Raw genomic sequence first — 13,433 nt, forward strand, 5'->3', positions numbered from 1 at the left:
TTGCGCTGGGACGGGATACAAGTCGCTGCGGCGCCCGCTGTCAATACTTTGTTAAGACATCATTTCACAACAAGGTCCGAATGTAAGTACAAACTATTGACACCGTCGGCTCCCGCACCTACACCTTGGAGGCGGCAGGCCCGCCGGTACGCGGTCGATCCCTACCCCAGGGGCGCGGGCCGCAGCCCTGACGCGGAAACGGAGCGACGTCTTGACTCTCAGCATCCCCGACCTCGCCACGGTCCGCGCGCGGCACCCGGAGGCGGTCGCCGAGGCCGCCGCCCGCCGCGTGCGGCGGCCGCTGCTCGACGGCTCCGGCAGGCTGATGATCGTCGCCGCCGACCACCCGGCGCGCGGCGCGCTCGCCGTCGGCGACCGGCGCCTGGCCATGGCCAACCGCGCCGATCTGCTGGAGCGCCTGTGCACGGCGCTGTCGCGGCCCGGGGTCGACGGGGTGCTCGCCACCGCGGACGTCCTGGAGGACCTGCTGCTGCTGGGCGCACTGGACGGCAAGGTGGTGATGGGCTCGATGAACCGCGGCGGGCTCGCGGGCGCCGCCTTCGAGATGGACGACCGGTTCACCGGGCACCGCGCCGCCGACCTCGCCCGGCTGCGCTTCGACGCCGGCAAGCTGCTGCTGCGCATCGACTACGACGACCCCGGCTCGCTCACCACGCTGGAGGGCACCGCCCGCGCCATCGACGCGATGGCGGCGCTGCGGCTCCCGGTGTTCGTCGAGCCGTTCCTCTCGCGCCGCGTGGCCGGCCAGGTCCGCAACGACCTGTCCGCGTCGGCCGTCACCCGCTCCATCGCCATCGCCTCCGGCCTCGGCGGCACCTCCGCGTACACCTGGCTCAAGCTGCCCGTCACCGACGACCCCGACGACATGGCCGAGGTGCTGCAGACCTCGACGCTGCCCGCCGTGCTCCTCGGCGGTGACGTGGGCGACGACCAGGACGCCGCCTACGAGCGCTGGCGCAAGGCGCTCGGACTGCCCACCGTCCACGGCCTGGTCGTGGGCCGCTCGCTGCTCTACCCGGCCGCGGGCAGTGTGGAGGAGGCGGTCGACACGGCCGTCGGACTGCTGTGAACCGCCGGCCCGCACGACCCGCGACGCCCCGCCCCGCGGGCGGGGTCCGGCCGGGACACGCCGGCCACGACCGCCCGGGCGCCCCGCTGGGACACCGGCGCCCTGGGAAGGTCAGCACTACGACGCGTGCTGCGAAACGGAGGAGTTCATGACGTACCACCTGCCCGCGGGCAAGGCGGCCACCGGGTCCTACGCCGTCGACGTCGGGCCCGAGAAGGCCGGCTGGGGGTACTCCGCTCTGCGCGTGCTGCAGCTGCCCGCCGGCGGCTCGCACACCTTCGACACCGGCGACAGCGAGTGGATCGTGCTCCCGCTCAGCGGCTCCTGCGCCGTCGCCGTGGCCGACGACTTCGGTCACCACACCTTCGAGCTGGCGGGCCGGACGGACGTCTTCAGCGCGGTCAGCGACTTCGCCTACGCCCCGCGCGACGCCCGCACCACCGTGACCTCCGAGCGCGGCGGCCGCTTCGCGCTGACCGGGGCCCGCTGCGACCGCCGGCTGCCCGCCCGCCACTCCCCCGCCTCCTCGGTCCCGGTCGAACTGCGCGGCACCGGGAACTGCTCACGCCAGGTCAACAACTTCGCGGCGGCGGGCGTCTTCGACTGCGACAAGCTGATCGCGGTGGAGGTGCTCACCCCGGGCGGCAACTGGTCCTCCTTCCCGCCGCACAAGCACGACGAGCACCGCCCGGGCGAGGAGTCGGTGCTGGAGGAGATCTACTACTTCGAGTTCGCCGCCCACGGCGCCACGCCCGGCCTCGGCTACCAGCGGGTCTCGCCGTCCGGCCGGGGCCGGGGCACGGACGTGCTGGCCGAGGTCCGCGACGGCGACGTCGTCCTCATTCCCGACGGCTGGCACGGACCGTCCATGGCGGTGCCGGGCCACCACATGTACTACCTCAACGTCATGGCGGGCCCCGGGACCGAGCGGTCCTGGCTGATCTGCGACCACCCCGACCACGCCTGGATCCGTGACACCTGGCCCGGGCAGAGCGTCGACCCCCGACTGCCCCTCTACACCGCCCCGGAGACGTCCCGATGAGCCCCCGCACCCTCCGTCTGACCACCGCCCAGGCCCTGGTGCGGTTCCTCGCCGCCCAGTACACCGAACGCGACGGCGTGCGCCGCAGGCTGATCGCCGGCACCTGGGGCATCTTCGGCCACGGCAACGTCGCCGGGATCGGCCAGGCACTCGTCGAGTACGCCGACGTCATGCCGTACCACCAGGGCCGCAACGAGCAGGCCATGGTGCACGCGGCCGTGGCCCGCGCCCGCCATCTCAACCGGCTGTCCGCCATGGCGGTGACCACGTCGATCGGGCCCGGCGCCACCAACCTGGTCACCGGTGCCGCCCTCGCCACCGTCAACCGCCTGCCGGTCCTGCTGCTGCCCGGCGACTACTTCGCCGCGCACCCCGCCGACCCGCTGCTCCAGCAGCTGGAGCACCCGGTGGAGGCGGACGTGTCGGTGAACGACACGCTGCGCCCGGTCTCCCGCTACTTCGACCGGATCACCCGCCCCGAAGCCCTGATCGTCAGCGCGCTGCAGGCCGTGCGGGTGCTGACCGACCCGGCCGAGACGGGGGCGGTGACGCTGGCCCTGCCGCAGGACGTGCAGGCGGAGGCGCACGACTGGCCGGCGGAGTTCTTCGCCGAGCGCGTGTGGTTCGTACGGCGGCCGGCGCCGGACCCCGTCGAACTCGCCGAGGCCGTCCGGGCGATCCGCGCCGCGTCCCGTCCGCTGATCGTCGCGGGCGGCGGCGTCCACCACAGCGAGGCCGAGGAGGCGCTGCGTGCGCTGGTGAACGCCACCGGCATCCCGGTCGCCTCCACCCAGGCCGGCAAGGGCTCGCTGCGCCACGACCACCCCGCCGACGTCGGCGGCATCGGCCACACCGGCACGGCCGTGTGCGACGACCTGGCCCGCACCGCCGACCTGGTGATCGGCGTCGGTACCCGCTACTCGGACTTCACGACCGCGTCCGGGACCCTCTTCCAGAACCCCGGCGTGCGGTTCGTGAACCTCAACATCACCGCCTTCGACGCGCACAAGCTCACGGCGCGCACCCTGGTCTGCGACGCGCGCAGCGGTCTGGAGAGGCTGACGGCGGCGCTCGACGGGCACCGCGTGGACGCGGCGTACGAGGCGGAGTACCGGGAGGGCAAGGAGCGCTGGGAGCGGGTGGTGGACGCCGCGTTCCGCGCGGCGGACGACAGCGCGGTGCCGACGCAGACGCAGGTGCTCGGCGCGCTGGACGCCCTCGTCGGCGACACGGACGTGGTGATCAACGCGGCCGGCTCGCTCCCCGGCGACCTGCACAAGCTGTGGCGGGCGCGCAGCCCGCGCCAGTACCACCTGGAGTACGGCTACTCGTGCATGGGCTACGAGATCCCGGCGTCGATCGGGGTGCAGCAGGCCGCGCCGGACACGGTGGTGTGGGCGCTGGTCGGCGACGGGACGTATCTGATGATGCCGACGGAGATCGTCACCGCCGTCCAGGAGGGGCTGCCGGTCAAGCTGGTGCTGGTCCAGAACCACGGGTACGCCTCCATCGGCGGGCTGTCGGAGGAGACCGGCGGCGAGCGCTTCGGCACCGCCTACCGCCACCGCGCCGCCGACGGCACGTTCACCGGGCCGCCGCTGCCGGTGGACCTCGCGGCGAACGCGGCCAGCCTCGGCATGGAGGTGCTGCGCGCCATGACGGTCGCCGAGCTGCGGGAGGCGCTGGCCGCCGCGCGCTCCGCGGACCGGCCGACCTGCGTGTACGTAGAGACGGACCCGGCGCCGACCGCTCCCGGGGCCGAGGCCTGGTGGGACGTGCCGGTCGCGGAGGTGGCGGGCCGCGAGGCCGCGGTCGCCGCCCGCGCGCGCTACGAGCAGCGGCTGGCGGACCGCCGCCGCCATCTGTGAGGGGGCGTACATGAGGCAGCCGCGCACCGGCACGGACGCGGTGGACTTCGCCCTGGACCGGACCAGTCCCGTCCCGCTCTACCACCAGCTGGCCCAGCAGCTCGAGGCGGCCATCGGGCGCGGCGTCCTGGCCCCGGGCACTCTGCTCGGCAACGAGGTCGACCTCTCCACCCGGCTCGGCCTGTCCCGCCCGACGGTCCGCCAGGCCATCCGGTCCCTCGTCGACAAGGGCCTGCTGGTGCGGCGCCGCGGGGTCGGCACCCAGGTGGTGCACCGCCAGGTGCGGCGCCCGCTCGAACTCAGCAGCCTCTACGACGACCTGGAGGCGGCAGGCCAGGGGCCCTCGACGCGGGTCGTGCGCCACGAGCGGGAGCCGGCGGGCGCGGAGGTGGCCGCCGCGCTGGGGATCGCCGAGGGCGAGGAGGTCGTCGTGCTGGAGCGGCTGCGGCTCACGCACGGCGAGCCGGTGGCGCTGCTGTGCAACCACCTGCCCGCGACGCTGCTCGACCTGGACACCGCGCGCCTGGAGAAGACGGGCCTGTACCGCCTGATGCGCGCGGCCGGCATCACCTTGCACAGTGCCCGCCAGCGCGTCGGCGCCCGCTGCGCGACGGCCGCGGAGGCGTCCCGTCTGGACGAGCCGCAGGGCGCCGCGCTCCTCACCATGCGGCGCACGGCGTACGACGACACGGGCCGCGCGGTGGAGCACGGCACCCACGTCTACCGCGCGTCGCGCTATTCGTTCGACTTCCAGCTGCTGGTCCGGGGATAGCCGGTCCCGTCCCCGGGGCGCGGCCGGTCACGAGACGTGGCGCCGGCAGGCGGCCATGACCGACGGGCGGACGCGGCGGCCCGCGCCCGCCCGTCGAGCAACGGCGTCCCCGGGCTCCGCCGGGTCGTCCTTGACGCGGGCGGCAAATCGGAGCAAAGTGATGTCTATACATCGTAAACATACGTCGTTACCGCACGCAGGAGACGTCCCGCCATGACCGGCAACGCACCCGAAGGGACGGGCACCTCATGGGCACCGTCGACCGTCCTCGTCACCGGCGGGGCGGGCTTCCTGGGCAGCCACGCCTGCGTGGACTTCCTGGACCACGGATACGAAGTGATCGTGGTCGACAATTACTCGAACAGCACACCGCAGGTGTTCGCTCGGGTGGCGCGGATCGCCGGCCGTTTTCTGGGCGCCTTCTACGAACTGGACATCCGGGACCGGCACGCGCTCGCGGCCGTTTTCGACCGCCACTCCGTGGACGCCGTCGTGCATTTCGCCGCCGCCAAGGGGGCCGGCCGGTCGACACGGACGGCCACCGAGTACTACGACATCAATGTCGGCGGCACGACGACCCTGCTGCGCACCATGCACGAGCACGGCGTGCACCGGCTGGTCTATGCGTCGTCCTGCGCCGTGTACGGGGACGCCGGGAGCGGTCCGCTCACCGAGACCGCCCAGGTCCGCCCCATGAACCCGTACGCGACCTCGAAGTGGATCTGCGAACAGATCCTCGCGGACCTCTGCCTGAACTGCCCCGAGTGCACGGTCCTGTGCCTGCGGCACTCCACCCCGGCCGGCGCCCACCCCAGCGGGCTGCTCGGTGAGGACCCGGCGGATCCGGTGGCCGACCTCATGCCGGTCATCGCCCAGGTCGCCGTCGGCACCCGCGAACGGCTCCTCGTGTTCGGTGACGACTACCCCACCCGCGACGGCACCGCCGTACGCGACTACCTGCATGTCATGGACGCCGTCGAGGCCCACCGCATCGCGCTCGACCATCTCGACGACGGCCCGGGCATGTGGGTCTACAACCTCGGCCTCGGCCAGGGGAGATCGGTGCTCGACGTCGTGGCCGCGTTCTCCAGCGCTTCGGGCAGGCCGATCCCGTACGACGTACAGCCCCGCCTCCCCGGCGAGGTGGCCGAACTCGTCGCCGACGGAAGCGCTCTGCGGCGCGCCTGGGGCTGGCGGCCGACCCGGGACCTCGCCGAGATGTGCCGGGACGCCTGGCAGTTCCAGCGCCTCAACCCCCGCGGTTACGCGGACACGGCGCGCCGGCGACCGGAGCAGGAGTAGACCGTGGGGCGCCCGCGAAGTCCCGGCAGGTGCCCTGGATCAGACGCGGGCCGGCGCTCCCCCGAGCCGTCGGCTCGCACCACTTCTCTTCATGCCCGGAATGCCAACTTCATCCCAAGATGCCCGGCGACACCCGTGCCACCTAGGATGACCGAGGGACGTCCGAGTCGGCGTACCCCGCGCGGCGGCGCGATCGCCGACCCGGGGAGGCGCATCACCGTGCTGCTGGCCCACCGCTTGATGGCCGCGCTCATCGTCACGGTGGGCGCAGCTACGGGTGTGTACATGACAGACGCCTCGCTGCGTACACCCGCCTGGGCCGTGATCGGGCTCTCGGGCGCCGCGGCCCTTCTCGTGGGTGCGCGTCTGTACCGGCCCGCACACCGCTGGCCCTGGTACGCCCTCGCGGCGGGCCTGGTGGCCTTCACCGCCGGAGACACCGCCTACAACGTCCAGGAAGCCTACTTCCACGCGTCCAACCCGTTCCCCTCTCCGGCGGACGGCTTCTACCTCGCCATGTACCCCCTGCTGACCGCGGGGTTGTTCGGACTGGTCCGGTACCGCTGGGTGGATCGCGATCTTCCCAGCCTGCTCGACGCGATGATCATCACTGCCGGGCTCGCGCTCCCGGTCTGGGTCTACCTCGTGCAGCCGCTCGCCCGGCAGGAGGGCCTCACCTGGCAGCAGCGCGCCATCAGCATCGCCTACCCGCTCGGGGACATCCTGGTCCTGGCCATGCTGGTCCGGCTGCTCGCCCCGCGCCCCGCCACGGGCACCAACACCGCCGCCCGGCTCCTGGTCCTGGGCACGGTCACCCTGCTGTGCGTCGACATCGCCTACGGCATTCTGCAGCTCAACGAGACCTGGCAGGTCGGCACGCTGACGGACTCCGGCTGGATCGTCTTCTACACCGCCTGGGGACTGGCCGCACTGCATCCGACGATGAGCGAGCTCACCGAGCCGGAGTCGCCGCCGCAGTCCCTGCTGCCGCCGTGGCGCCGGCTGCTGCTGCTCACCGCGGCCACCCTGATACCGCCCGTGGTGCTGGCCCAGGAGGAGAGCCAGGGGCGCGTACAGGACGCCACGGCCCTGGCCGCCTTCTCCGGCGCGCTCTTCCTGCTGGTGATCCTGCGGCTCGCGGTGATGATCGTCGCCCACCGCAAGGCCATGGCCAGGGAGCAGGCGCTGCGCGCCGCCGCGGCGCCGCTGGTGTCCGCCGTCTGGCCCCAGGACATCGCCCGGACCTGCGACAAAGCGGTCAACGCCCTCTTCGGGCCCAACGTCCCGCATGCCACCAGGTTGTTGTCCGCGCCCGAGGCCAAAGAGCTGTACGCGCGTCTGGCCCGGTTCCCGGCCCTCGTTCACGACCGCAGGGCGGCGGGACACGGAAGGCCCGGCCCCGGGGCCGCTGCCGATCCCGCCCGCCACAGCTCCCTCCTGGTGCCGGTGGCCGCGCTCGGACCGGAGCTGTCCACCCAGCTGGCGGGGCTGACGGCCGCGCTGCTGTGTCCCCTGGACCGGCGGCCCGGCAGCGGCGAGCTCCAGGGGCTGCTTCTCGCCGCGGGCCCGCAGCCGCGACTGGTCGAGATGCGGGGCGCGCTGGAACTGCTGGCCTCGCACGCCGGGCTGGCCGCCGAACGTCTCTCGCTGCGCGAGGAGATCATCCGCAAGGAGAGCGAGGCCTACTTCCGCACCCTGGTCCGCAACGCCTCCGACGTCATCCTCATCGTGAACGAGGACGGGACGGTCCGCTACGCCAGCCCGTCGGCGCGGGCGGTCTTCGGTACCGCTCAGCTGACCGGGATCCCGCTGCCGGAGCTGCTGGCGCCGCAGGAGCGGGAGCGGGTGCTCCGGACCCTGACCACCCTCCGCTCTCCCGGCCGGCGGGAAGTGCACGACTACTGGTGGACGGCGCGGGACGCCGCTCGCATGGAGGTCGAGGCGCGCTGCCGCGACCTGCGCGACGACCCCACCGTGGGCGGTCTCGTCGTCACCTTGCGGGACGTCACGGAACAGCGTCAGCTGGAGCACGAACTCACGCAGCGGGCGTTCCACGACTCCCTCACCGGCCTGCCCAACCGGACCCTGCTCCTGGAGCGGACCGAGCGGGCGCTGTTGCGCAGCACGAGGGAATCGACCCTCATCTGCCTGCTCTTCATCGACCTGGACGATTTCAAGATCGTCAACGACACGCTGGGACACCTGGTCGGTGATCAACTGCTGACCGCCGTCGGTGAGCGGCTGTCGCGGACACTGCGCCGCAGCGACACCGCCGCCCGGCTCGGCGGCGACGAGTTCGCGGTGCTCATGGAGGACGCCAAACAGCCCTTGGACGCGGAGCTGCTCGCCGCGCAGGTGATCCAGAGACTGGGCAAGCCGTTCCAGTTGTCGGGCGAATCGGTGAGCGTCTCCGCGAGCGTGGGAGTGGCAACGGCCCGCGACAGCACGAAGGCCGACGAGCTGCTGGCGCTCGCCGATCTGGCCCTGTACGCGGCCAAGGCGGCCGGCAAGCGGCAGTGGCGGCGTTTCCAGCCGCAGCAGCGCATCCGCATGGTGCGCCGGCACGACCTGCAGGTCCGGCTGGACAACGCGATCGCCAAGCACGAGTTCGACCTGCGTTACCAGCCGGTGGTGGACATCGCCGCGGGCGAGGTCGTGGGTTTTGAAGCGCTCGCCCGCTGGTCGCGCCTCGGCAGCGCCCCCGTGCCGCCGGGACAGTTCATCCCTCTCGCCGAGGAAACGGGGCGGATCTCGGAGCTGGGCTCCTGGGTCCTGCACAACGCCACTGCCGACATGGCCCGGCTCCAGCACCGTGCCCTGCGGGCGCCCTATCTGAGCGTGAACGTCTCCGCCCGGCAGTGGTGGGACACCGGCTTCCTGAGCGAGGTGTGCCGCGCCATGGACACCGCCGGCCTGACGCCGGGCACGCTCCAGCTGGAACTCACCGAGTCGGTGCTCATGCAGCGCACCCCTCAGCTCGACCAGGTCCTGCGCGAGCTGAAGGACCTCGGGGTGAGGATCGCGGTCGACGACTTCGGCACCGGCTTCTCCTCCCTGCGCTATCTGCGGGACTTCCCCATCGACGTACTGAAGATCGACAAGTCGTTCATCGAGAACATCTCGTCGGACAGCCGCCAGATGGCTCTGGTGGAGGGAATCGTCCACCTCGCCGACAAGCTCGGCCTCCAGGTGATCGCGGAAGGCATCGAGGAGCCGGAGCAGCGGGACTTGCTGGCCGGCATCGGCTGCCGGTTCGGGCAGGGCTACTTGTTCGCGCGTCCGATGACGGTCGACGAGAGCGAAGCCGTGCTGCGACGGCACAACGGCACCCGTCCCGGGTCACCCCGTCACCCCACCGATCGCACCGGGAGCACCCCACCATGAGCACAGTCACCACGGAGCCGCGAGGAGCTGGCGCCGATGCCCGCTGGAGAGACCTCGACCATCTGCGGCGGACCAGCCCCATGAGCGACGCGGTGCTGGACGAGGTACGGGGCCGCCACATCAGGAGCGGCGACCACTGGCTGATCGACTTCGCCTCCTGCAACTACCTCGGCTTCGACTGGGACGCCGAGATCATGGACGCGATCGCGCCGGCCGTGCGCCAGTGGGGGACACACCCCAGTTGGTCCCGCCTCATCGGCAACCCGCGTATCTACCCGGAGATCGAGGAGCGGCTCGCGGCACTGCTCGGAGCGCCGGACACCCTGCTGCTGCCCACCGCCACACTGATCCACGCTTCGGTGATCCCCGTACTCGCGGGGGCGGGACACGTCTTCGTCGAGGCCAGGGCCCACAAGACCGTGTACGACGGCTGTGTGTCGGCCCGCGGCCAGGGCGCGCGGCTGCGGAGGTTCCGCGCCGACCGGCCCGGCGAGCTGGACGCCCAGCTGCGCGGCACGCCCCACGACGGACCGCTCCTGGTCTGCCTGGACGGCGTCGACAGCATGAGCGGCGACATCCCGGACCTCCCGGCGCTCGCGGGCATCTGCCGGGAGCACGGCGCGACGCTGTACGTGGACGACACGCACGGTTTTGGTGTGATCGGGGAGCGCACGGCACAGGAGACGTGCCCCTACGGCTCGCGCGGCAACAGCGTGGTCCGCCACACGGGCGAGAGCTACGACGACATCGTCCTGGTCGGCGGCTTCTCCAAGGCGTACTCCTCGCTGCTGGCCTTTCTCGCGCTGCCCTCTGCGCTCAAGGAGTATCTGAAGGTCACCGCGGGCCCCTATCTCTACTCCGGCCCGTCCCCCACCGCTTCGCTGGCGACGGCGCTGGCCGGTCTGTCGGTCAACGACCGCCGCGGGGACACCATCCGCGCCGACCTCTACCGCAAGACGACGCGGGTCCTCGACCACGTCCGCGCCCTCGCACTGGACGCCCATGGAACGACGGGCTTCCCCATCGTGGAGTTCCCCCTCAGTGACACGGCGGACCTGGACGACGTCGTCCGGTTCCTGTGGGACGAGGGCGTCTACGTCACCGTCGCGGCCTACCCCCTGGTGCCGCGCGCCCGGGTCGGCTTCCGCGTCCAGCTCACGGCGCTCAACTCCGACGAGGACATCGACCTGCTCAACGACGTGCTGAGCCGGCTCGCCGAGCGTGCGGTCCTGCGGCGGCGGGGATGACCACGGTGCCCGGGCCCGGCCCGCGCGGCACCGCGCCGATCCACAACGACGACGTGGAGTGGGACCGCTGGCCCGTCCGGGACTACCTGAGCGAGAACTACCGGGAACTGCACCCGTCGGACGCGGCGGTCATCGCCCATCACGCGGCGTACTACGGCACGTTGGCGCGTGACAGCGTCGAACGGTCCGTGGAGTTCGGAGCGGGCCCGAACCTCTACCCCCTGATGCTCGCCGCCGCCACGAGCCGCCGTATCGACGCCGTGGAGACGAGCGCGGCCAACGTCGCCTATCTCAGGCGGCAGCTCGGCCGTGGTCCGGACGCCGGCTGGCAGCCGTTCTACGACCTGTGCCGGGAACTGCTCCCGTCCCTGCCGGCCTCACCGTCCCGGGCGCTGGAGCGGGTGAGGGTCGTCCACGCGGACGCCAGGGCCCTGCCACCCGGCGGGTTCGGTCTGGCGTCCATGCACTTCGTCGCCGAGAGCGTGACCGAGGACTTCGAGGAGTTCACCGCACTGTGCCGGGTCTTCGCCCGGTCCGTCGCCCCCGGCGGGCACCTGGTGGCCGCGTTCATGGAGAACATGCCCACGTACCGCATCGGCCGTGCCTCACGCTGGCCCGGCTGCCCTGTCGACGCGGACGTCGTGCGCGAGGTGTTCACCCCGTGGACGGAGCGACTGGCCGTCACCCGGATCGACGCCGACCCGACGCTGCCGGACTACGGCGACTCGGGGATGGTTCTGCTGACAGCGCGAAGGCGGTCTCGATGAGGGCGATGTGACTGAACGCCTTCGGCGCGTTGCCCAGTTGCCGGCCCGCCACGGGATCCCACTGCTCGGCCAGCAGGCCGACGTCGTTGCGCACGGCGAGAACCCGCTCGAAGATCTCGCGGGCTTCGGGGACATGGCCGGTCGCCGCGAGGGCATCCGCGAACCACAGGGAACAGGAGACGAAGGCTCCTTCCCGACCGGCCATGCCGTTCCTGGTGCCCCCTTCGCTCGCGACGGGCGTGTAGCGGTGCAGAAACCCGCCCTCGTCCAGAGCGCGCAGCGCCCGCACGGTCCCCCGCACCCGGACGTCCGCGGCGGGCAGGAAGCCGAGCCGGGGCATGAGCAGCGCCGTGGCGTCCAGGGCCGTGGAGCCGTAGGACTGCACGAAACATCCCCGCCGGGCGTCCCAGCCCTCCCGGCAGACCTCCCGGTGCACCTCGTCGCGCATGGCCCGCCACTGTGCGGTGACGCCGTCGCGTCCGAGCAGACGCGCGATGCGCAGCGCGCGGTCGGCGGCGACCCAGGCCATGACCTTGGAGTGGACGAAGTGCCGTCCGGTGCCGCGCATCTGCCACAGGCCCTGGTCCGGCTCGTGCCAGTGCCGCTGGAGGTGGGCCATCAGCGCCTCCACCAGGCTCCACAGCGGGGCCGGCACGGCAATGCCCTCCCGCAACGACAGGAGGAGCGCGTCCAGCACCTCGCCGTAGACGTCCAGTTGGAACCGGCCGGCGGCGGAGTTGCCGAACCGGACCGGCCGGGAGTCCTCGTAGCCGGACAGCCACGACGCCTCGGTCTCCGGCAGCAGTCGCTGCCCGCCCACCCCGTAGACGTTCTGCAAATCGGCCGGGTCGCCCGCGACGGCCCGCATCAGCCATTGTAGCCAGGCCGTGGCCTCGTCGCGGTAACCGCAGCGCAGGAGGCAGGACAGGGCGAGCGTGGAGTCGCGCAACCAGCAGTAGCGGTAGTCCCAGTTGTCCTGTCCGCCGATGCGGCCCGGCAGTGAGGTGGTGGGAGCCGCGACGATGCCGCCGGTGGGAGCGTAGGTGAGCGCCTTGAGGGTGATGAGCGAGCGGACGACGGCGTCCCGCCACGGGCCGTCGTAGCGGCACCGGGCACTCCAGCACCGCCAGAAGTCGCCGGTCTCCTTCAGCGCCGTTTCGGCCGGGACGGCCAGCGTCGGCGGCGGACCGGACAGGTGGGAGGGCGACCACGCCAGGGTCAGGGCGATACGCCGGCCCGCCGCGACGGTGAAGTCGAAGACCGTGGAGTCGGCGGCGCCGAGGTCCTCGACCGGACCGTCGGCGGTCAGCCACACGGAATCCGGACCGGCGACGGCCACCATGCCCCTGCCCGTCTCGTCGCCGCGGATCCAGGGCACCACCCGTCCCTGATGGAACCGGAGCCTCAGTTCGCTGCGCACCCGGACGGCGCCCTGCATCCCCTCGACCACGCGCACCAGGCAGGGCGCTTGGGTGCGGGGCGGCATGAAGTCGGTGACCCGGACGGTCCCGCCCGGGCTCTGCCACACGGAGTCGAGGACGAGGGTGCCGGGCCTGTAGGAGCGTCCCGTGCAGCGCCCTCCCCCGACCGGGGCCACCCGCCAGAAGCCGTTGGCCTCCGTCCCGACCAGGGAGGCCAGGCAGGCCGGTGAGTCGAAGCGGGGCAGACAGAACCAGTCGACGGACCCGTCCCGGCCGACCATCGCGGCGGTTTCCAGGTCGCTGACGAGGGCGTAATCCTCGATGCGGGAACTCATGATCGGCGAGGAACGCTCTTCCTCCCCTTCGCTGGCTCACGCCACGACGAGGACGGTGAGGACGACTTCACCGTCGTCGCCGCGCCTGACTTCCGACGTCCGGTCTCCCCGACTCCCGGAGTCGTATATTTACGTCGTATACGTACACTCTGCACCCGCCTGTGCGTACAGTCAACACGATCAACGGCCGCATCGGACGACCACG

General features: G+C 72.2%; 9 protein-coding genes. 8 read left to right on the forward strand and 1 reads right to left on the reverse strand.

Features of this window, described 5'->3' with window-relative positions; all coding sequences use genetic code 11:
- The first annotated feature begins 211 nt into the window (after positions 1–211).
- From AB0E88_RS13750 to AB0E88_RS13785, 8 genes are all read left to right on the forward strand, one after another.
- Positions 212–1,090 (forward strand): deoxyribose-phosphate aldolase, encoded by an 879-nt coding sequence (locus tag AB0E88_RS13750; RefSeq protein WP_361628947.1) that lies wholly within the window; start codon positions 212–214, stop codon positions 1,088–1,090.
- Positions 1,091–1,238: 148 nt separating this feature from the next.
- Positions 1,239–2,132 carry a 5-deoxy-glucuronate isomerase gene (iolB, locus tag AB0E88_RS13755; RefSeq protein WP_361628950.1) on the forward strand — a complete coding sequence of 298 codons (894 nt, stop codon included), beginning with the start codon at positions 1,239–1,241 and terminating at the stop codon, positions 2,130–2,132.
- Positions 2,129–4,000, forward strand: coding sequence for a 3D-(3,5/4)-trihydroxycyclohexane-1,2-dione acylhydrolase (decyclizing) (gene iolD / locus AB0E88_RS13760; protein ID WP_361628953.1), 1,872 nt, complete (start codon positions 2,129–2,131; stop codon positions 3,998–4,000). Before iolB ends, iolD begins: the two co-directional genes overlap by 4 nt.
- Before the next feature lie 10 nt (positions 4,001–4,010).
- The gene (locus AB0E88_RS13765) at positions 4,011–4,772 is read left to right on the forward strand and encodes a GntR family transcriptional regulator (RefSeq protein ID WP_361628956.1); all 762 of its coding nucleotides are present in this window, start codon (positions 4,011–4,013) and stop codon (positions 4,770–4,772) included.
- Positions 4,773–4,985: 213 nt separating this feature from the next.
- Positions 4,986–6,074 carry a UDP-glucose 4-epimerase GalE gene (galE, locus tag AB0E88_RS13770; protein ID WP_361628959.1) on the forward strand — a complete coding sequence of 363 codons (1,089 nt, stop codon included), beginning with the start codon at positions 4,986–4,988 and terminating at the stop codon, positions 6,072–6,074.
- A 147-nt stretch (positions 6,075–6,221) separates the two neighbouring features.
- Positions 6,222–9,458, forward strand: a complete 3,237-nt coding sequence (locus tag AB0E88_RS13775; protein WP_361628962.1) for an EAL domain-containing protein — start codon at positions 6,222–6,224, stop codon at positions 9,456–9,458.
- Positions 9,455–10,705: a pyridoxal phosphate-dependent aminotransferase family protein gene (locus AB0E88_RS13780; protein WP_361628965.1), complete on the forward strand. Its 1,251-nt coding sequence runs from the start codon at positions 9,455–9,457 to the stop codon at positions 10,703–10,705. The genes AB0E88_RS13775 and AB0E88_RS13780 overlap by 4 nt, the downstream gene beginning before the upstream one ends.
- Positions 10,702–11,472, forward strand: coding sequence for a class I SAM-dependent methyltransferase (locus AB0E88_RS13785; protein ID WP_361628968.1), 771 nt, complete (start codon positions 10,702–10,704; stop codon positions 11,470–11,472). Before AB0E88_RS13780 ends, AB0E88_RS13785 begins: the two co-directional genes overlap by 4 nt.
- On the opposite strand, the gene AB0E88_RS13790 is transcribed toward AB0E88_RS13785, so the two are convergent.
- The gene (locus AB0E88_RS13790) at positions 11,387–13,228 is read right to left on the reverse strand and encodes a glycoside hydrolase family 15 protein (protein ID WP_361628971.1); all 1,842 of its coding nucleotides are present in this window, start codon (positions 13,226–13,228) and stop codon (positions 11,387–11,389) included. The genes AB0E88_RS13785 and AB0E88_RS13790 overlap by 86 nt on opposite strands.
- Positions 13,229–13,433 lie beyond the last annotated feature (205 nt).

It is taken from the genome of Streptomyces sp. NPDC028635, assembly GCF_040637635.1.
GTDB lineage: Bacteria > Actinomycetota > Actinomycetes > Streptomycetales > Streptomycetaceae > Streptomyces.